Source organism: Anaerobutyricum hallii DSM 3353 (genome assembly GCF_000173975.1).
Classification (GTDB): Bacteria; Bacillota; Clostridia; order Lachnospirales; family Lachnospiraceae; genus Anaerobutyricum; species Anaerobutyricum hallii.
Genome location: NZ_ACEP01000159.1, coordinates 1 through 21,246 on the forward strand (window position 1 = coordinate 1; position 21,246 = coordinate 21,246).

18 protein-coding genes and 1 tRNA gene are annotated in these 21,246 nt (G+C 37.1%); 10 read left to right on the top strand and 9 right to left on the bottom strand.

The features are described from left to right. Positions 1 to 197: 197 nt before the first annotated feature. From EUBHAL_RS13730 to dnaA, 9 genes are all read right to left on the bottom strand, one after another. Positions 198 to 285: transfer RNA gene (locus EUBHAL_RS13730), tRNA-Ser, on the bottom strand. Positions 286 to 387: 102 nt separating this feature from the next. Then, the gene (locus EUBHAL_RS13735; protein ID WP_005351379.1) at positions 388 to 936 is read right to left on the bottom strand and encodes a Fe-S-containing hydro-lyase; all 549 of its coding nucleotides are present in this window, start codon (positions 934 to 936) and stop codon (positions 388 to 390) included. Between the two features lie 15 nt (positions 937 to 951). After that, positions 952 to 1,794 (bottom strand): fumarate hydratase, encoded by an 843-nt coding sequence (locus EUBHAL_RS13740; RefSeq protein ID WP_005351380.1) that lies wholly within the window; start codon positions 1,792 to 1,794, stop codon positions 952 to 954. A gap of 161 nt (positions 1,795 to 1,955) precedes the next feature. After that, positions 1,956 to 4,514, bottom strand: coding sequence for a DNA gyrase subunit A (gene gyrA / locus EUBHAL_RS13745; protein WP_005351381.1), 2,559 nt, complete (start codon positions 4,512 to 4,514; stop codon positions 1,956 to 1,958). A gap of 89 nt (positions 4,515 to 4,603) precedes the next feature. Further along, positions 4,604 to 6,535, bottom strand: a complete 1,932-nt coding sequence (gene gyrB / locus EUBHAL_RS13750) for a DNA topoisomerase (ATP-hydrolyzing) subunit B (protein WP_005351382.1) — start codon at positions 6,533 to 6,535, stop codon at positions 4,604 to 4,606. Positions 6,536 to 6,601: 66 nt separating this feature from the next. Then, a complete protein-coding gene (gene recF, locus EUBHAL_RS13755) occupies positions 6,602 to 7,702 on the bottom strand; it encodes a DNA replication/repair protein RecF (RefSeq protein WP_005351384.1) in 1,101 nt (366 codons plus the stop codon). A 17-nt stretch (positions 7,703 to 7,719) separates the two neighbouring features. Further along, positions 7,720 to 7,929 carry an RNA-binding S4 domain-containing protein gene (locus tag EUBHAL_RS13760; protein WP_005351386.1) on the bottom strand — a complete coding sequence of 70 codons (210 nt, stop codon included), beginning with the start codon at positions 7,927 to 7,929 and terminating at the stop codon, positions 7,720 to 7,722. Between the two features lie 177 nt (positions 7,930 to 8,106). Continuing rightward, positions 8,107 to 9,219 (bottom strand): DNA polymerase III subunit beta, encoded by a 1,113-nt coding sequence (dnaN, locus tag EUBHAL_RS13765; RefSeq protein ID WP_005351388.1) that lies wholly within the window; start codon positions 9,217 to 9,219, stop codon positions 8,107 to 8,109. A gap of 315 nt (positions 9,220 to 9,534) precedes the next feature. Next, on the bottom strand, positions 9,535 to 10,869 hold the full coding sequence (dnaA, locus tag EUBHAL_RS13770; RefSeq protein WP_022170450.1) for a chromosomal replication initiator protein DnaA: 1,335 nt from the start codon (positions 10,867 to 10,869) through the stop codon (positions 9,535 to 9,537). A 490-nt stretch (positions 10,870 to 11,359) separates the two neighbouring features. Between dnaA and rpmH the strand changes: the two genes are divergently transcribed. The 10 genes from rpmH (at position 11,360) to argS (ending at position 21,042) form a co-directional block, all read left to right on the top strand. Then, entirely contained in the window at positions 11,360 to 11,494 is a 135-nt protein-coding gene (gene rpmH, locus EUBHAL_RS13775; protein WP_005351392.1) for a 50S ribosomal protein L34, read from the top strand. Between the two features lie 59 nt (positions 11,495 to 11,553). Then, entirely contained in the window at positions 11,554 to 11,904 is a 351-nt protein-coding gene (gene rnpA / locus EUBHAL_RS13780; RefSeq protein ID WP_005351395.1) for a ribonuclease P protein component, read from the top strand. Continuing rightward, complete coding sequence (gene yidD, locus EUBHAL_RS13785; RefSeq protein ID WP_005351397.1) at positions 11,901 to 12,113, top strand: membrane protein insertion efficiency factor YidD; 213 nt, start codon at positions 11,901 to 11,903, stop codon at positions 12,111 to 12,113. The genes rnpA and yidD overlap by 4 nt, the downstream gene beginning before the upstream one ends. 15 nt (positions 12,114 to 12,128) lie before the next feature. Then, positions 12,129 to 13,415: a YidC/Oxa1 family membrane protein insertase gene (locus tag EUBHAL_RS13790; protein ID WP_005351411.1), complete on the top strand. Its 1,287-nt coding sequence runs from the start codon at positions 12,129 to 12,131 to the stop codon at positions 13,413 to 13,415. Next, the gene (gene jag / locus EUBHAL_RS13795) at positions 13,415 to 14,047 is read left to right on the top strand and encodes an RNA-binding cell elongation regulator Jag/EloR (RefSeq protein WP_005351412.1); all 633 of its coding nucleotides are present in this window, start codon (positions 13,415 to 13,417) and stop codon (positions 14,045 to 14,047) included. The genes EUBHAL_RS13790 and jag overlap by 1 nt, the downstream gene beginning before the upstream one ends. A 121-nt stretch (positions 14,048 to 14,168) precedes the next feature. After that, positions 14,169 to 15,566, top strand: coding sequence for a tRNA uridine-5-carboxymethylaminomethyl(34) synthesis GTPase MnmE (mnmE, locus tag EUBHAL_RS13800; RefSeq protein ID WP_044923687.1), 1,398 nt, complete (start codon positions 14,169 to 14,171; stop codon positions 15,564 to 15,566). Positions 15,567 to 15,584: 18 nt separating this feature from the next. Next, complete coding sequence (gene mnmG / locus EUBHAL_RS13805) at positions 15,585 to 17,468, top strand: tRNA uridine-5-carboxymethylaminomethyl(34) synthesis enzyme MnmG (protein ID WP_005351416.1); 1,884 nt, start codon at positions 15,585 to 15,587, stop codon at positions 17,466 to 17,468. Positions 17,469 to 17,477: 9 nt separating this feature from the next. Beyond that, on the top strand, positions 17,478 to 18,194 hold the full coding sequence (gene rsmG / locus EUBHAL_RS13810; protein ID WP_005351418.1) for a 16S rRNA (guanine(527)-N(7))-methyltransferase RsmG: 717 nt from the start codon (positions 17,478 to 17,480) through the stop codon (positions 18,192 to 18,194). Positions 18,195 to 18,378: 184 nt separating this feature from the next. After that, complete coding sequence (locus EUBHAL_RS13815; protein ID WP_005351420.1) at positions 18,379 to 19,155, top strand: hypothetical protein; 777 nt, start codon at positions 18,379 to 18,381, stop codon at positions 19,153 to 19,155. 192 nt (positions 19,156 to 19,347) lie between these two features. Continuing rightward, the gene (gene argS / locus EUBHAL_RS13820; protein ID WP_005351422.1) at positions 19,348 to 21,042 is read left to right on the top strand and encodes an arginine--tRNA ligase; all 1,695 of its coding nucleotides are present in this window, start codon (positions 19,348 to 19,350) and stop codon (positions 21,040 to 21,042) included. Positions 21,043 to 21,246: the final 204 nt, after the last annotated feature.

Consider the following 21,246-nt stretch of genomic DNA (forward strand, 5'->3'; position numbering starts at 1 on the left):
GTGTCGTTCTTTTTTTTGTGACACAACTTCTTTATTTTATCACATTCAGAAGTCTTTGTCAAGAACTTTTTTAATTTATTTTTTAATGTTTTGTTGCTTTTCTTGAGCAACTCGTACATTCTATCACATTCCCATTCATCTGTCAAGCATTTTTTTATTTTTCTTCTTTATTTTCCAAATAAGAGTGAAAAATATTACGGAGAAGGAGGGATTTGAACCCTCGCACCGCGCGAACGATCTACACCCTTAGCAGGGGCGCCTCTTCAGCCACTTGAGTACTTCTCCATAATGCCTAAATAAATAAAAATATTCAATTCCGTTGCACACTGATGCACAACGCTTTATTATATTAGCAAAAAGGCTGACAAAAGTCAAGCCTTTTTTTAATTATTTTTTCCATTTTTCTTTTGCAGTCTCATAAAGGTTGTTTCCATCTTTATCAATAACTACAATAACAGGTAGATTTTCAATCTCTAACTTACGGATTGCCTCTGTGCCAAGATCATCGTAAGCAATTACTTCTGCCTTCTTAATACATTTAGATAATAATGCACCCGCTCCACCTACTGCGGCAAAGTATACTGCACCATTTCTCTTCATTGCTTCTATAACTTCAGGAGAACGCTTTCCTTTACCTACCATGCCTTTTAATCCTTTATCAAGCATCTCAGGGGTATACTTATCCATACGACTGCTTGTAGTAGGCCCTGCAGAACCAATAACCTGTCCCTCTCTTGCCGGACTTGGCCCAAGGTAATATAAAACATTGCCATTTAGTTCTATAGGTAAAGATTCCCCTTTATGCATACTTTCATACATTCTTTTATGTGCTGCATCTCTGGCAGTATAAATAATTCCAGACAGGTATACATAGTCCCCTGCCTTTAAAGTATTAATATCTTCTTCAGAAAGTGGAACCTGAATTGTTTTATTCATAACTGTATCCTCCCCTTATAAAGTCCTTACTGCATGACGATTTACATGACAGCACATATTTACGGCAACCGGAAGTCCTGCAATATGCGTAGGATATGTATTAATGTTGACAGCAAGTGCTGTAACAGTTCCACCAAGTCCTGCTGCTCCAATTCCAAGATTATTTACCTTTTCAAGAACCTCTTCTTCCATTGCTTTAATAGAAGGAAACTCGGAATGAGTACCCACAGGTCTTGTAAGTGCCTGCTTTGCCATAAGAGCAGCCTTTTCAAATGTACCGCCAATACCAACACCGACAACAACTGGAGGACAGGCATTTGGTCCTGCTTCCCGTACAGCGGATACAATCGCATTCACTGCACCTTCCATACCATCTGCCGGTTTAAGCATAAATACACGGCTCATATTTTCACTTCCGAAGCCCTTTGGTGCTACAGTAAGCTTAATATTCTCTCCTGGAACAATGCTGTAATGAATAACAGCAGGAGTATTATCTTTTGTATTTTCTCTGATAAATGGGTCATTTACTACAGATTTGCGAAGATATCCTTCTACATATCCATCATGTACCCCTTTATTGATGGCATCCGTAAGAGAACCGCCCTCAATATGTACATCCTGGCCTACCTCTGCAAATACAACTGCCATCCCTGTATCTTGACAGATTGGAATCTGCTCTACTCCTGCAATATCAAGATTCTCTTTTAGCTGATTAAGAATCTGGCAGCCAAGAGGGTTCTCTTCCTGTTCTGCCGCTTTGTATAAAGCATTCTTCATGTCATCTGAAAGATAGTAATTGGCCTCGATACACATTTCTTTAATATTCTTAGAAATTTCCTCTACGTTAATTACTCGCATCTTTATACCTCTTTATCCGTTTAATCCACAGATGATAAATTATTGAAATAAAATCAAAATAATCAAATACATCTGTGGATTAGTCTGGGGCAATCCTTAGTCAATAAGAGCTGGTAATCTTTCTCCCTGCTTACTGACTTTTATTACCCTGTATGAAAAATTTAAACTTCTTCTGGTGCTGTTTCATTTTCTATGGCTTCATTCTCATCTGATACAGTCTCTTCAGATACTTCAGATATATCTTCTTCCATATCTTCAGACTCATCCTCTTCCTGGAATCTTACCTTTGCAACACTGGCAACTTTAATATCGCTGTCTGCATCAATATTAATCAGCTTAACACCAGAAGTATTTCGACCAATAACAGAAATAGAATCACTCTTCATTCGAATCACAATTCCCTCTGTCGTAATAAGCATAATCTCTTCTTCTGGCTTAATCGTCTTCACTCCGATAACATAGCCGGTCTTCTCCGTAATCTTATAACATCTAAGACCCTTTCCGCCACGATGCTGTACGGTAAATTCATCAAGTGGAGTACGTTTACCCATACCTTTTTCAGATACGATGAGTAAATCATCTCCTTCAGAATGAATCTGCATACCGACTACTTCATCTGTATCTCCAAGATTCATTCCGATAACACCCATAGAAACTCGTCCGGTTTCTCGTACATCCTGAAGCTTAAAGCGGATACACTGACCTTCTCTTGATACGAGGAAAATGTCTTCGTTCTCATCGGTCTGTTTTACTTCAATAAGCTCATCGCCTTCTCGTAAGGAAATCGCAGCCAGACCATTTTTACGGACGTTCTTATACTCATCAAATCCTGTCTTCTTTACAATACCATTTCTCGTAGCCATAACAAGATAATGCTGCTTTCCATCTTCTGATAATGGAATAATCGCTGTGATCTTCTCTTCTGGCTGGAGCTGAAGAAGATTGATGATATTCACTCCTCTTGCTGTTCTGCTGGATTCCGGAATCTCATATCCCTTTAAGCGATATACACGTCCCTTATTTGTAAAGAACATGATGTAGTTATGAGTGCTTGTCATGAATAAATCTTCGATATGGTCTTCATCGATCACATTCATACCTTTGATTCCCTTACCACCACGATTCTGACTGTGGAAGTTATCCGGTGTCATGCGCTTGATATATCCAAGTTTGGAGAAAGTGATAATCGCATCTTTTCTAGGGATTAACGCTTCATCACTTAAATCTTCCATATCCATTTCGATAGAAGTTCTTCTGTCATCACCATATTTGTCGCGAATGAGAAGGATTTCCTCGCGGATTACACCTAAGAGAACCTTTTCATCTGCTAAAATGGCTTCTAACTCTGCAATCTTTTTCTCAAGTTCATCATACTCGTTCTGAAGCTTCTCTCTCTCTAAACCGGTAAGCGCACGCAGACGCATATCTACAATCGCCTGTGCCTGTGCCTGAGAGAATTCAAAACGCTTGATTAAGTTATCTCTTGCCTCTGCTACGTTCTTAGAAGCACGGATAATCTCGATAACTTCATCAATGTAATCTAAAGCCTTTAAAAGACCTTCTAAAATGTGCGCTCTCTCTTTTGCCTTGTTCAGCTCGTATTTTGTTCGTCTTGTTACAACATCTTTCTGGTGATTCAGATAATGAACAAGCATTTCTTTTAAGTTAAGAACCTTTGGCTGGTTATCTACAAGCGCAAGCATGATAACACCAAAAGTATCCTGAAGCTGTGTATGTTTAAATAACTGCTTTAATAAAACATTGGCATTCACATCTTTACGTGTCTCGATACAGATCCGCATACCGCTTCTGTCTGATTCATCACGTAATTCTGTGATTCCGTCAATTCTCTTTTCCTTTACTAAATCAGCAATTTTCTCAATTAAACGTGCCTTATTTACCATGTATGGAAGTTCTGTTACGATAATTCTCTGCTTTCCATTCTTCATTGGCTCAATATTTGTTACGGCACGTACTTTAATCTTACCTCTTCCGGTACGATATGCCTGGTCGATTCCCTTACGTCCAAGAATAGCCGCTCCTGTTGGGAAGTCCGGACCTTTTACAATCTCTAAAAGCTCATCAATCTCGGTATCTCTGTCTTCCTCCACCTGATTATCAATGATTTTTACCACACCATCAATTGTTTCTCTTAAGTTATGTGGAGGGATATTGGTTGCCATACCAACCGCGATACCCTGTGCCCCGTTTACAAGGAGATTTGGAAATCTCGATGGGAGAATGCTTGGCTCTTTCTCTGTCTCATCAAAGTTCGGTACAAAATCAACCGTATCCTTGTAAATGTCTGCTGTCATCTCCATGGAGATCTTAGATAATCTTGCCTCTGTATAACGCATGGCAGCTGCGCCGTCACCGTCCACAGAACCAAAGTTACCATGACCGTCTACTAACGGATAACGGGTAGACCAGTCCTGCGCCAGATTAACTAACGCTCCATAAATAGAGCTGTCACCATGAGGATGATATTTACCCATTGTATCACCGACGATACGGGCACACTTTCTATGTGGCTTATCCGGACCGTTGTTCAGCTCGATCATAGAATAAAGAATTCTTCTCTGAACCGGCTTCAGACCATCTCTTACATCTGGAAGCGCTCTGGATACAATTACACTCATAGCATAATCTATATAAGATTTCTCCATGGTATTTTTCAAATCCACCTCATGGATTTTATCAAAAATATTACTATCGTCCATACTGTCCTCCTGAACTATGATACATACTCCCGAAATCTCAAATATTTAAGAGATTCCGGGAGTATGGAAATGTCAAAAAACTTCTTTTATCAGATATCCAGATTCTGTACATATTTTGCATTCGCTTCGATAAACTCTCTACGCGGTTCTACACGGTCACCCATAAGAGTATCAAATGTCATATCAAGCTCTGAAGCTGCATCATCATCCATATTTACACGCAGCAAAATTCTCTTTTCCGGATCCATAGTTGTCTCCCACAGCTGGGAAGCATCCATCTCACCAAGACCTTTATATCGCTGAATCTTATTGTTACCGTCACGTCCGATATCTGTAAGTATCTTATTTAATTCTTCATCACTGTAGGCATACCACACCTTCTTGTTCTTCTCAACTTTATACAGTGGCGGCTGTGCCAGATATACATGACCTTCTTTGATAAGATCAGGCATAAAACGATATAAGAATGTTAATAATAATGTGGCAATATGTGCACCATCTACATCGGCATCAGTCATAATAATAATCTTATTATATCTGAGTTTTGTAATATCAAAATCCTCATGAATTCCCGTACCAAATGCAGTAATCATCGCACGAATCTCATTATTTACAAGAATCTTATCCAGTCTCGACTTCTCTACGTTAAGAATCTTTCCACGAAGTGGAAGAATCGCCTGTGTTGCACGACTTCTTGCTGTCTTTGCAGATCCACCCGCGGAATCTCCCTCTACGATGTAGATTTCACAATTCTGTGGGTCTTTATCAGAACAATCTGCCAGCTTACCTGGAAGACTCATTCCGTCAAGTGCAGACTTTCTTCTTGTTAAATCCCTTGCCTTTCTTGCGGCCTCTCTGGCTCTTTGTGCAAGCACCGCCTTCTCACAGATTATCTTTGCAACATTTGGATTCTGCTCAAGGAAATAAGTGAGCTGTTCGCTAACTACGCTGTCAACAGCACCTCGCGCTTCACTGTTTCCAAGCTTCTGCTTTGTCTGTCCTTCAAACTGTGGTTCTGGAATCTTAATGCTGACAATGGCAACTAAACCTTCTCTGATATCATCTCCAGTAAGATTCTGCTCACTGTCTTTTAATAACTTATTCTTTCTTGCATAATCATTAAATGTCTTTGTAAGTGCACTTCTAAAACCAGCTAAATGTGTTCCTCCTTCCGGTGTCGTAATATTATTTACAAAGCTATAAACACCTTCGTTATAAGAATCATTATGCTGTAACGCAACTTCTACAACTACATCGCCTTTTTTACCTTCACAGTAAATAACCTGTGGGTAAAGTACTTCCTTACTCTTATTCAGATATTCTACATATTCACGAATTCCACCTTCATAGTGGAATGTGAGAGCAACATTCTCTTCTGGTCTCTTATCTTTAAGGACAATCTTTAATCCCTTTGTTAAAAATGCCATCTCACGAAGACGCTGTTTTAACACTGAAAAATCAAAAACAGTCTCTTCGAAAATGGTAGGATCAGGAAGAAATCTTACTTCTGTACCTCTCTTATCTGTATCCCCTACAATCTTTAACGGATACATAACCTTTCCACGTTCATATCTCTGACGGTAAATCTTTCCCTCATGGAAAATATCTACTTCAAGCCATGTGGACAGTGCATTAACAACCGATGCACCTACTCCGTGTAATCCACCGGATACCTTGTATCCTCCACCACCGAACTTTCCTCCTGCATGAAGGATGGTAAACACGACTTCGACTGCTGGAATTCCCTTTTTCTTGTTAATTCCTACAGGTATACCACGGCCATTATCTCTGACCGTGATAGAATTATCTTCATTGATGTACACTTTTACTGTATCACAAAATCCAGCTAATGCCTCATCAACTGCATTATCTACAATCTCATATACCAGATGATGGAGGCCCTTGGATGAAGTACTGCCAATGTACATACCAGGCCTTTTCCGTACAGCTTCAAGACCTTCTAAAATCTGTATCTGATCCGCACCATATTCCTGCGCTGCAGAAATCTGTTCTTCACTCATAATTCAACCTCCTGTCAAAACTTAATCAAATAATTATACCATAAATATCGCCATTTATTCAACTTCTTAAACCAGACCATCTGTTTTTTCTTCCTGTACAATCCCCTCTTTTACACGAAATACCTTGTCTAAGGAGATACGGCTGTTTACAAAATCATCAAGTCCTGTGCAGGAAATTAATGTCTGAATATCCTGAATACTTTCAAGCAGCCACGACTGTCTGCCTGCATCTAACTCTGATAAAACATCATCAAGAAGAAGTATTGGTTTTTCTCCCGTCACCTGCTCAATAAGGCGGATTTCTGACAGCTTTAATGACAGCGCAGCCGTCCTTTGCTGTCCTTGTGAGCCAAATTTACGAATATCAATTCCCCCGACTTTAAATCGAAGATCATCTCTGTGTGGCCCGACACTTGTTGTCCCTGAAGAAATATCTTTATTTCTTTTAGAATAAAGCTGCTCTCTAAATTTTTCTGCCTCCACATTTTTTTCGTATTCTACTTTAATCTGCTCCTTACCACCAGTAAGCTGTCCATGAATCTTTGCCATCATCTCATCAAGAAAATATACAAACTCTTCTCTTTTTTTAATGAGAAACTGTCCGGCAGCAAGAAGCTGTTCATCCCATCCATCCAAAGTATCGATGAGCGCCGGATATAAATTAATTTGTTTTAAAAGATTATTTCGTTCATTCAAAATCTTACTGTAAGCAACAAGCTGCTGCATATAGCCTTTGTCAATCTGGCTCAGCTCCATATCAAGAAATCTTCTTCTTCCCGCCGGGCCTTCTTTAATAATCGACAAATCTTCCGGAGAAAAAAAGACGATGTGCATCATTCCAAGAAGCTCTCCTGAGCGTCTTACCGGCACACCATTTACCGCAACTCCTTTGCTTTTATTTTTCTTTAAATGAACATCCAGACGATGGGATAATGAATCTTTTCTGAAAAAAAGCCGGATATGTGCCTCATCTTCACCAAAACGAATCAGGTCCTTATCCCTGCTTCCTCTATGAGATCTTAAAGTTCCGCTTACATAAATAGACTCTAAAAGATTCGTCTTCCCCTGTGCATTATCTCCAAAAAAAATATTTACTCCAGGAGAAAACTCCACTTTTAGCGAATCAAAATTTCTGTAATTATTTAATTCGATTGATTCAACAAACATGGAGTCCTCCCTTATGGTTATTTTACAACTTTAAATTCTTCGCCTTCGAATTCAAAAACATCACCATCGTAAAGCTTCTTACCTCTTCTGGTTTCCACTTCACCATTCACTGTTACCTGTCCGTCCTGAATAAGCATTTTTGCATCAATACCAGAAGATACGATGCCTGCTGCCTTCATAGCCTGTCCAAGCTTAATAAATTCATCTCTTAATTTTAATTCTTCCATAGTTTACTTTAATTCCTTTCTGGCTTTTCAATAATCCGGATTATCAGGATAATCTGTAACTCTTGATAACTATTTGCATATTATCTCTATTTATCACCAGCTACACATTACTAGTAATCCGAATTATTAAATAAAAAAGTTTTCATGTCCGTCAACAGCGGACAACTTCGTTAAAATTTATACATTGCTGTTACTTACATTGATTGGTAAGATCAAATATAAGTAAGAGGATTTCTCATCACGAATAATACAAGGTGCGATAGAGTTGATAAGATAAATGGTAACTTCTTCTTCATCGATAACACGAAGCGCATCTACTAAAAACTTAGGGTTAAAGCCGATAACTAAGTCTTTTCCCTCTTTGCTGATCGCAATCTGGTCTTTCATGGAACCAATCTGAGAAGAAATCATCAGATTCATCTGTTCATTTTCAATCTTAAGGATAATTGGCTTCTTGTCAGACTCTTTTACAAATAAAGTGGAGCGGTCAAGACAGCGTAATAATTCCATTTTGTTGATAGTCAGCTTGGTTTCATAATCGTTAGAAAGCATCTGTCCGATATTATAAAACTTACCTTCTAATAATCTGGAAACTACTTTTGTCTCCCCAAACTCAAATAAAATATGCTTATCTGTTAAATATAAATTAATCGTATCTTTTGCTTCACCTGGAAGAATCTTACTAACTTCGGATAAAGTTTTACCTGGAACGATGACTTCCATTTTAGGATAAGATTCCTGTAATTCAATATTACGAACGGAAATTCTATGACCATCAAGAGAAGTTACTGTCATTTTATTATTTTCAATACTCAAAAGTTCTCCGGTCATTAATTTATTATTTTCATTATCGGATACAGAAAAAATCGTCTGTCTGATTACTTCTTTTAAGTCAAACTGAGAGAGAGTAATTTTGTTTTCTTTTTCAATTTCAGGTAAATGTGAAAAATCGTCTCCCTTTCTTCCCATAATGCTGCACTGAATCTGTTCACATTCAATATTTGTCTTTCCGGACTCGTCTGTTTCGATACAAACATCATTATCTGGAATTTTTTTGATGATTTCAGAAAAGATTTTAGCTTCAAGTGCAATCTTACCAGGTTCGATGATTGTTCCCTCAATAACTGTTTCTATACCAAGTTCCGTATCATTTGCAGTTAATTTAATGCAATCATCATAAGCTTCAATCAGTATACATTGAAGAATATCCATTGTTGTCTTATTGGATACAGCTTTAGAGACTGTATTTACTCCATATAAAAATTGATTCTTAGAGCATGTTATCTTCATAAATGTGTATAACTCCTTTCGGTGTAAAATATATATAAATATAATAAGTTATTCGCAGTAGTAGTAGTAGGGGGTGTGTAGGATGTGAATAACTAAGATAAGGCCGATAATACAAGGATTTTCGAAAAGGATAACTATGCGGATAAGTATGTGAATAAAAAAATAGTTATCCACATAGGAAAAATTGGGCAAAAGTTATCCACAGCTATCCACAGGCAATTCACATCGAATCTGAATAGAATGTGGAAAAAAATAAAGGGTTGTCCCCAGTGTGTGAAGACACCTTTATTTTTTTGTTTCTTCTATATAAATGTACTACGTTGGTGGGTTCAATTTCTTGATGATGATATCAAGGTTGCTTTTAAGGTTTTCGTCTGTTTCAAGCATTTTTCCAATTTTGTCATGACCGTGTATAACAGTAGTATGGTCGCGATTACCCATAATTTTTCCGATATTTTGGAGAGAATAGTCGGTATATTTACGGGAAAGATACATACAAATCTGTCGTGGATTAGCGATTTCTTTATTTTTCTTCTTAGAAATGATGTCAGAAACAGAAATATTATAGTGTTCGGCAACGACATCCATAATCAACTGTGGAGTTACCTCTTTTTGACATTCAATCGTATCTTTTAAAGCATTTTCCGCTAATTCTAAGGTAACAGGCTTCTTTTCGAGGTTGGCGAAAACATAAATTTTGTTTAAAGCTCCCTCTAATTCACGAATATTGGAATTAATATTTGTAGCAACGTATTGCATAACCTCCTGATTAATATCAAGATGCTCTAATTCAGCACGTTTTTTCAAAATTGCCATCTTAGTTTCGTAGTCTGGCGGCTGAATATCCGCAGTAATTCCCCATTCAAAGCGAGATCTAAGACGTTCTTCTAATGTTGCAATTTCTCGCGGATGTTTATCGGAAGAAATTACAATCTGTTTTTTTGCTTCGTGAAGTTCATTAAAAGTATGGAAAAATTCTTCCTGAGTACTTTCTTTTCCTATTATAAACTGGATATCATCGATTAAGAGGACATCAATATTACGGTATTTGTCACGAAATTCCTTATTCTTGTCATGTTTTAAGGAATCGATCAGTTCATTTGTAAATTTTTCAGAGGTTACATATAAAACACGTAAATCTGGGCGATTATTAATGATATGGTGTGCAATGGAATGCATCAAATGCGTCTTTCCAAGTCCAGCTCCTCCATATAAAAAGAGAGGATTGTATGCACCACCAGGTGATTCGGCGACTGCAACGGAAACAGCATGAGCCATTTTGTTTGTCGGGCCGACTACAAATGTATCAAATGTATATCTTGGATTTAAATTACCAATATATTCTGCAGGAACACTGACTTTTTTCGGTTCTGATTTCGGGGCTGCAGAATTGGAGTCGGTAAAAAGAATTTTAAATTGCTTTCCAGTAACCTGCTCAATTGCCATAGAGAGGTAAATGTCGTAATATTTGTGTTTTATAAATTCAATTCCTCGTGGTCCACGTACCATAAAAAAAGTAATACTGTCATCTGTAATTGTCTGAATAATTAGTGGTTGTATCCAAGTATTAACGGCAACTTCGGATATTTCATGTTCTTTTACGAGAATATTCAGAATTTCTTGCCATTTTGACTCAATTAATTCTTTCATTGTTAGCTCCATTCTGGTTTAATATGTTGAACTGTTTTAGTAAAAATATCGAGATTAAAAAACAGCTCGGCTTTTAGTATAAGTGTATAACAGAACCGAAGTTTTTTCAATATACGAATCTTGAGAAAATGTGGATAACTTATTGTGGATAACTGAGAAAAATGCTGTTTTTTCAGAGAAAAAAATGAAAAATAACACATTGTGGATAACTTAAACGAAATTATACACATCAAAAATTGCAGATTAACAGTAGCTCTTGACGAATTTTTGCGGCGGAGTTGTGAATATTTCAATAGTTATGCACAAGTTATGCACATTTTGTGGATAACTCGTGCATAACTTCTGATTTGGATGTGCAAAAAATTAAAATTAAAGATTTAATAAGAAAAAACGCAGGAATTGCTTGACTTAGAGCACTTTTTTCAATATAATAGGAGTGATGTTTTTCAACAAGACAGGTATAATATTCGTTTAAGGAGGTGGCTTTCGCATGAAGATGACATTTCAGCCAAAGAAAAGACAGAGATCTAAAGTTCATGGTTTTAGAAAAAGAATGAGTACTGCTAACGGCAGAAAAGTATTAGCTAGAAGAAGAGCAAAAGGAAGAAATAAATTATCAGCTTAGGTCGCAGTGATGTGACCTTTTCTTTTCTCATTGATTTTTTGGAAAGTTGAGAAAGTTAAGTGAGTGAATTTAAGTCTTTAAGAAAGAATTGGGAGTTCCAGGCGGTATATCGTAATGGTAAGTCTAAGGCGAACCGCTGTTTTGTAATGATAATAAAGAAGAATGACACTTCTTCTAACCGCGTGGGAATTTCCGTAAGTAAAAAAGTAGGAAATAGTATTGTCCGCCACAGAGTAACCAGAGTAATCAGAGAGGTTATGCGTCTCCACTGGGGAGAAATCAAGAGTGGCTATGACATTGTAATTGTGGCACGCCCGTCAGCGAAAGATTCTGACTATGGGAAATTTGAAAGTGCCATTTTTCATTTGTTGAATTTACATCATTTATTGAAAGACGACGATTTGGAATGAAAATTATTTTGATTAAAATAATAAGATTTTATCAGAAATATCTGTCAGCTCTCAAAGGAAGAGCGACCTGTATATATACACCGACCTGCTCGCAGTATGCGATAGAGGCAATTGAGAAGCATGGTGTATTAAAGGGGGGATTGTTAGCAGCGTGGCGGATTCTGCGTTGTAATCCTTTTTCGAAAGGCGGATATGATCCGGTTCCATAGTTAAGGAGGAAAAGTATGTTATTGACGCAGTCTACCACTCCGATTATCGGATGGATTGCTACCTTACTTGGGTATGTCATGGAATTCATTTTCTATTGTCTGAATTTCATCGGCATTCAGAACATTGGATTATGTATCATCATATTTACCATTATTGTTCGATTATTAATGCTGCCTCTGACTATTAAGCAACAGAAGTTTGCTAAGATCAGTCAGGTAATGCAGCCTGAAATCAATAAGATTCAGAGAAAGTACCGTAATAAGACAGATCAGGCTTCTATGATGAAGCAGAATGAAGAGATTCAGAAAGTTTACGAAAAATATGGCACAAACCCAACGGGTGGATGTCTTCAGTTAGTAGTTCAGATGCCTATTTTCCTTGCATTATATCAGGTTATCCGTAAGATTCCTGCATATATCCCGCAGGTTAAGGCTGTCTACATGCAGGTTGTAACTGCAATCGCAGGACAGGCAGGCGCAATTGATGCGATTAATAAGATTGGTAAGGGATTAAAGTCTTCTTACGTTACAAGTCTTGCATCAGATGCAACAAAGAATCAGATTATTGATACACTGAATTACTTTAATGCAGATGCATGGCATAAACTTGCCAAAGCGATTCCATCAGCATCAGATGTAATTAACACTTCATCTACTCATATTATTGGAATGAATGATTTCTTTGCAGGAATCAATGTATCTCAGACACCAGGATTTCATCCTTCTATTTATTGGCTGATTCCTATTCTAGCTGCATTATTCCAGTATTTATCTGCAAAGACAATGAAACAGCCTGAGCTGGATGGTAATAATCCAGCAGCAGGAATGACAAAGAGCATGACAGTCATGATGCCTCTTATGTCTTTATATTTCTGTTTAGTTACTCCGGCAGGTCTTGGTATTTACTGGGTAACAAGTGCATTATTCCAGTGTTTACAGCAGGTTATCATTAATAAATATATGGATAACGCAGATATCGATGCTCTTGTTGCAAAGAACAAAGAAAAAGCTGCAAAGAAGAAAGCAAAAGGACAGAAAACATTTATGGAAAGACTCATGGATACCTCTGCTAAGGCAGATGCCGCAAAAGAGGAGATTGAGAATCCTTCCGCAAGAAAGACAATTAAGCAAATTGCTTCCATTAATACAAAGAAAATCGCTGGACCAGAAGGAACAGGTGCAGAAGATTATGCCAATCTTGATTCTGTTGATATCAGCAAGCTTGGAGAAATTGGTAAAAAGGCTTATCTGGTATCTCAGTATGAGAAGGAACATGGACATACCAGGGGAGGTAAGAAGTAGTGGAAGTTAAAGAATTTAAAGCAAAAACTGTAGATGAGGCAATTACCGCAGCTACTCTTGAGCTTGGAATCAGCAGTGATAAGTTACAGTATGAAGTAGTTGATGAGGGAAGCAAAGGTTTCCTCGGAATCTTTAATAGCAAACCTGCAGTAATTAAGGTAATATTAAAGAAGTCTTTATTAGAAAGAACACAGGAATTCTGCGACGAATTATTTGCTGCCATGAAAGTGGAAACTACAGTAAATATTGATTTTAGAGAAGAAGATAATGTAATGAATATTGATTTATCTGGTTCCGATATGGGTATCCTTATTGGAAAGAGAGGACAGACTCTTGACGCATTACAGTATCTTATCAGCCTTTATGTGAATCGTGAGAGCGATGCATATATCCGCGTAAAACTTGACACAGAGAATTACCGCGAGAGAAGAAAGGCAACACTTGAAAAATTAGCTAAAAAAATAGCATATACGGTAAAGAGAACGAAAAAACCTGTTGCTTTAGAGCCAATGAATCCGTATGAAAGACGTGTGATTCATTCTGCACTTCAGAATGACAGATATGTCTGTACGAAGAGTGAAGGTGAGGAACCGTATAGAAAAGTTGTTATTATGTTAAAGAGAGACAGATAACATAAGTATGAGATTAGGGATGTTTAAAGATTCTTGCGGGAATTTTTAAACATTCCTATTTTTATAGCATTTTAACTTGATTTTAGAGTTAAAATTTGAATAAATGGAGAGTGTGATAGGAATGATAAATGAATTTGATACAATTGCCGCGATTGCTACCGCAGTATCCAACGCAGGAATTGGAATTATAAGAATCAGCGGCAGCGAAGCAATGGAGATTTTGGTGAAGATTTTTGAGCCATATAATAAAAAAGCGGATGTTTATCAGCTGGAAAATCACCGTATTTATTATGGTAATATTAAAGACGGCGAGGAAGTTGTGGATGAATGTATTGTCCTTATTATGAAAGGCCCACACAGTTATACAAAAGAAGATGTTGTGGAAATCGACTGCCACGGCGGAGTAACAGTTGTGTATAAAGTGCTGAATCTGGTACTGAAAAATGGTGCAAGAGCGGCAGAGCCGGGAGAATTTACAAAAAGAGCTTTTCTGAATGGGCGAATTGACCTGTCTCAGGCAGAGGCTGTTATGGATTTAATTGATTCTAAAAATGAGATGGCAAGAAAAAATTCTATGACGCAGTTAAAGGGAGGATTATCCGACAAAATAAAACAGTTAAGAGAAGAGATTATTTACCAGATTGCATTTATAGAATCGGCCTTAGATGATCCGGAACATTACAGCTTAGACGGATTTCCAGAGAAGCTTTTAGAAGAAGATAAGAAGTGGATTACTATAGCAAAAGAGATGCTGGATTCTTACGATAATGGAAGAATTATCGCAGAGGGAATCCGCACTTGTATTGTCGGTAAGCCAAATGCAGGAAAGTCCTCTTTTTTAAATGCTCTTTTAGGAGAAGAAAGAGCGATTGTTACAGACATTGCCGGGACAACGAGAGATACGTTAGAGGAATCTGTGACAATTGATGGAATTACACTTAATATTGTAGATACTGCCGGAATCCGAGATACAGAAGATAAGGTAGAAAGTATCGGTGTAGAAAGAGCGAAGAAAGAGATTGAAAGCGCAGATTTGATTTTATTTTTAATGGATACTTCAGTGCAAATCAGTGAGGAAGATATCGAGATTCTTCAGAGAATCCGTGATAAAAAGAAAATTATTTTATTGAATAAGTCTGATAAAGCAACAGAAGAGAGTGGTTTTGAACAGTCTGCTCTAAAGGAATATATTTCAGAGGAAACACCTGTAATTTCTATTTCTGCAAAATATGGAGATGGAATAGATAATTTCATAATGGAATTAAAAAATATGATGTTTCATGGTAGAATAGACGTGAATCAAGAAGTCTACATTACTAATGCAAGACATAAAGATGCACTTGCCAAGACTTATGAGAGTCTTGAATGTGTAGAGAGAAGTATAGAGGCAGGAATGCCGGAGGACTTCTTTACGATTGATCTGATGAATGCTTATGAGAAGTTAGGATTGATTATTGGAGAGTCCGTAGAAGAAGATTTAGTGAATGAGATATTTTCCAAGTTCTGTACAGGAAAATAAAGAAACAAGGAGAATAGCATGAAAACAGTAGAAGAATACTATGACGTGGTTGTGGTAGGAGCGGGTCATGCTGGCTGTGAAGCGGCGTTAGCGGCAGCGAGACTTGGCTGTGAGACAATCATTTTTACCGTTAGTATGAACAGCGTGGCATTGATGCCATGTAATCCGAATATCGGAGGAAGTTCTAAGGGACATCTTGTAAAAGAAATTGATGCTCTCGGCGGAGAGATGGGAAAAAACATTGATAAGACTTATATTCAGTCTAAGATGCTGAATAAATCAAAGGGGCCGGCAGTACATTCTTTAAGAGCACAGGCTGATAAAGATGCGTATTCCATGACAATGCGTTATACACTTCAGAATACCGACCATCTGACTTTGCGTCAGGCAGAGGTTACAGAACTTATTGTGGAAGATGGAGTTATTAAAGGTGTAAAAACATTTTCTGGAGCAATTTATCATGCCAAGACGGTTGTGCTGGCAACAGGAACGTATTTGAAGGCAAGATGCCTGTATGGAGAGGTTGTGAATTATACAGGCCCGAATGGTTTACAGGCAGCAAATTATTTAAGCCAGTCTTTAAAGGATAATGGCGTAGAGCTGTATCGTTTTAAGACTGGAACTCCAGCCAGAATTGATAAGCGTTCCGTTAATTTTGATGTGATGGAAGAGCAGTTTGGTGATGAGAAAATCGTGCCATTCAGCTTTACGAATAAAGAAGAAGATATTAAGAGAGAGCAGATTTCCTGCTGGCTTACTTATACGAATGAGGAGACACATAAGATTATCCGTGATAATTTAGATCGCTCTCCGATTTATGCGGGTGTCATTGAAGGAACAGGCCCAAGATATTGTCCGTCTATTGAGGACAAGGTCGTTCGTTTTGCTGATAGAAAAAGACATCAGCTTTTCATCGAGCCAGAGGGAGAATTTACAAACGAAATGTATGTTGGAGGTATGAGCAGTTCACTTCCAGAGGACGTACAGTATGCAATGTACCGTACTGTAAAAGGTCTTGAAAATGTAAAGATTATCCGTAATGCCTATGCGATTGAGTACGATTGTATCAATCCAAATCAGTTGAAATTGTCACTGGAATTTAGAAATATTCAGGGACTTTTCAGCGGTGGACAGTTTAACGGAAGTTCAGGTTATGAGGAAGCAGCATGCCAGGGACTTATTGCCGGAATCAATGCCGCAAGAAAGTGTCTTGGAAAAGATCCAGTAATTTTAGACCGTTCACAGGCATATATCGGCGTATTAATTGATGACCTCGTAACAAAAGAGAACCACGAGCCATACCGTATGATGACTTCAAGAGCAGAGTATCGTCTGTTATTAAGACAGGATAATGCCGATATGCGTCTTACACCAATCGGTCATGAGATTGGCCTGATTGATGATGAGCGTTATGATAAGTTCCTTTTAAAGAAAGAACAGATTGAGAAAGAAATCGAGCGTTTAAAACATGTAAATATCGGTGCTAATAAAACAGTTCAGGAGTTGCTGGAGAGCCTCGGAAGTACGAAGCTAAATAGTGGTTCTACATTAGAGGAGTTAATAAAGCGTCCGGAACTTAATTATGAATGTTTAGCTCCAATTGATCCAGACAGAGAGCCGTTAGACGATGATGTAGCTGAGCAGATTAACATTAACATTAAATATGAAGGCTATATTAAGAGACAGCTTCAGCAGGTAGAACAGTTTAAAAAGATGGAAAATAAATTAATTCCTGACACGATCAACTATGATGAAGTGCATAACCTGCGTACAGAAGCAGTACAGAAGTTAAAGGCAGTACATCCACATTCCGTAGGACAAGCATCAAGAATTTCTGGAGTTTCTCCATCAGATATTTCGGTGCTGATGATTTATATGGAGCAGATGAGACATAGGAAGTAAGGAGATTATATGGATTTTAAAGAAAAATTAAAAGCGAGAGCGGAAAAAGAGGGAATCAGCCTTACTCCAAAACAGTTAGGTCAGTTCGAACTTTTTTACAAAATGCTCATCGAAACAAATAAGTCCATGAATCTGACGGCAATTACAGACGAGGATGAAGTTATTGAGAAGCATTTTATTGATAGTCTGAGTTGTCGCAGAGTTGTGGATATGAGTCAGATAAGAACATGTATCGATGTAGGAACGGGAGCAGGTTTTCCGGGAATCCCACTGAAAATTGTCTATCCGGAAATTGACTTTGTACTCGTTGATTCACTGAATAAAAGAGTTAAGTTTTTAAAAGATGTAAAAGAAGCACTTGGATTAGAAGGCTTAGAAGCACTTCATGGAAGAGCAGAAGATTTAGCAAGAGATAAATCTTTAAGAGCAGCTTTTGATTTATGTGTTTCGAGAGCGGTTGCAAACTTAAGCGTGTTAAGTGAGTACTGCGTTCCTTTTGTCAGAACAAATGGATATTTTGTATCCTATAAAGGAAAAAAGGGTTTAGAGGAAATTTCTAATGCACAAAATTGTATGAATGTGTTAGGATGTAAGATAGAAAAAGTGGATGATTTCCGCTTAGAAGAGGATGAGGCAGAACGTCTTTTGATCAGAATTAAGAAATGTAAGGGAACACCAAAGCTTTATCCGAGAAAAGCAGGAACACCATCAAAAAATCCTTTATAGAAAATTTATAGAAGGAAACTTAAAGCAAGTTTAAAGAAGCATTTCTATGTGCTGTTTTATTGAATTTCAGTTGAGTAGTTGAGTAACCTGAAGTTGAACTCAATTAATGCAGAATGTCTTTTTAAACGTGCTTCAGCTGAGATAGGATTAAATATATCATATCAGAAAGATAGGGCAGATTAGTATGGATATAAAAGAAAAGAATGATATTTTTATAGATAATGCAAATTTACAGGGGAGAATGTCAGTTTTTCATGATAAACTAAGAAAGCATCTTTCTAATGAATATTTGTTTTTATCAGAGAAAAAGGATAATCTTGAAAATGAGATTCTCCAGTTAAAATTAGAAAAAGAGCAGAAAGATAAGACGTTATTTCCCCACATCGAAAAAAGGGATGTCAGAAAATATTTTTCACCATTAAATATAAATGAAATAGACGAAGAACAAAAAGATGAGAAGGAAAAACAGCTTACTGCGAATATAAGCCGCATCAGTGAGGAAGCAGAATTATTAGACAGCAGGATGCTTGAGATTAAAGATTTCCTGCAGGATATAGAATCTATGCTTCAGGAAGATTCCGAAGACAGTATGTCTACTCTTCTGATCAAGGGAGAAAAAAACAGGATTTCTGTAGAAGATTTTTATAAGAATCATGAAGTATATCCAGAACTTTTACTCAATTTAAAAGAGCTGACTACTTTTTTTCAGAATCAATATGAAGGACTTGAAATTCTCTTAGAGTTTGAGGATGGGGGAATTCAGCTTGATACAAAAGTAGTGGCAAATATATTAAGACAGTTGACGATTAATATTATGTCTGCTGTGGAAGATTATAATATTTCTATGATTTTAATAGAGGGTAAAGTAACTGATGATAAAATTTTGCTCACTCTGAATTGTATGTGTGATGATGGTCCAGTGGATACGTTTAAAATATCTTATGATATAGATAGAATATAGATGGATAAAAAAGTTTGAAAATGAGATTTCTATAAATCATATAAAAACTTGTGAGTCAGATTTCTTATAAATTATATAAGAAGCTTGCAAATGAGATTTTTATAAATCATATATAAAAACTTGTGAATCAGATTTTCACAAATCGTATAAAAAGATTCTAAAGATGAATGAAAAAGAGAAAGGAAGTAAAGAATGAAAAATAAGATTATTGATATTTTATCCGAAAATATTGAGCAGTTGGATAAAGAAGAGATTGCAGCAGCTTTAGAAATTCCTAAAAAAACAGATATGGGAGACTTCGCTTTTCCATGTTTTAAACTGGCAAGGGTATTCCGCAAAGCCCCAAATATGATTGCTGAAGAACTGACAGCACAGATTAATGAAAAGGGATACGATATTTTTGATAAAGTTGTCAATGTAGGAGCATACATTAACTTTTTCTTAGCAAAGGAAGCATTTGCAAAAGAAATTATGAATACTGTTGATACTCCAGACTTTGGCCAGGGAACAGAGGGAGAAGGAAAGACAGTTTGTATTGATTATTCTTCTCCAAACGTAGCAAAGAACTTCCATGTAGGACATTTAAGAACAACTATTATCGGAAACTCTCTTTATAAAATCTATTCCAAATTAGGATATCATGTAGAAAGAATTAATCATTTAGGAGACTGGGGAACACAGTTCGGTAAGCTTATTGTTGCCTATAAAAAGTGGGGAAGCAAAGAAGCAGTAGAAGAGAATGGAATCGACGAATTGATGAAAATTTATGTAAAGTTCCATCAGGAAGCAGAAAAAGATGATTCCTTAAATGATCAGGCAAGAGAATGGTTCGTTAAAATGGAGCAGGGAGACGAGGAAGCTCTTTCTATCTGGCAGTGGTTCAAAGATATCAGTTTAGTAGAATATAAACGAATTTATAAATTACTTGGAATGGATTTCGATCATTTCACAGGTGAAAGCTTCTACCGTGATAAGACTCATGAAGTAGTAGAAAAATTACAGGAAAAAGACTTACTTGTAGAGAGCGAGGGTGCACATATAGTACCTTTAGATGATTATGATATGGCTCCATGTCTTATTATGAAGAAAGATGGAAGTAGTATTTATGCTACCCGTGACTTAGCTGCATTATTATATCGTAAGAGAACATATAACTTTGATAAATGTATCTATGTAACAGGATTAGAGCAGAAACTTCATTTTGCTCAGGTATTCAAAGTAATCGAATTATTAGGATATGACTGGTATCAGAATCTTGTACATGTTCCATACGGATTAGTTAGTATGGAAGGTGGAAAACTCTCCACAAGAAACGGAAATGTTATTTATGCAGAGCAGATTTTACATGAAGCCATCGAAAAGATTCATGAAATTATTAATGAAAAGAATCCTGACTTACCAAACAAAGAAGAAGTATCCAGACAGGTTGGTATCGGAGCCATTCTTTTCAATGACTTATATAATCAGAGAATTAAAGATGTTATCTTTAACTGGGATAAGATTCTTAACTTTGATGGAGAGACAGGTCCATATGTACAGTACACTTACGCAAGATGTGCCAGTGTATTCCGTAAGGTAGGAGCGGTAGAGTTACCAGCAGAAATCGACTATTCCGTATTAACAGATGACGCAACAATGAATCTGTTAAAAGACCTTACAAGATTCCCAGAAGTTATTAAAGAAGCAGCAGACAAATACGAACCATTTATGATCGCAAGATTTGCAGTGTCTGTAGCTCAGCATTTTAATAAGTTCTATCATGACTGCCAGATTAACGTAGAAGAGGAAAATGTAAAACTGGCAAGATTAAAAGTTGTAGATGTAACAATGAAGGTAATTAAATCCGCGTTAGACTTATTAGGAATTGAATGTCCAGAACAAATGTAAGGTGGATTACTATTTAATTCGTTAGACAAACAGACGCCTGAGAAGAGAACCGATACCCTATATTTGTGACTTTAGTCGCGGCGGTTTAAATGCTCGCTTTATGCGCTCGCATCTAAACCTTGCTCCGAGGCCACAAATATAGGGTATCGGTTCTCTTCTCGGGCTGTCTTTGGTTGGATTTTGTTTGAATTAAATAGTAATTGT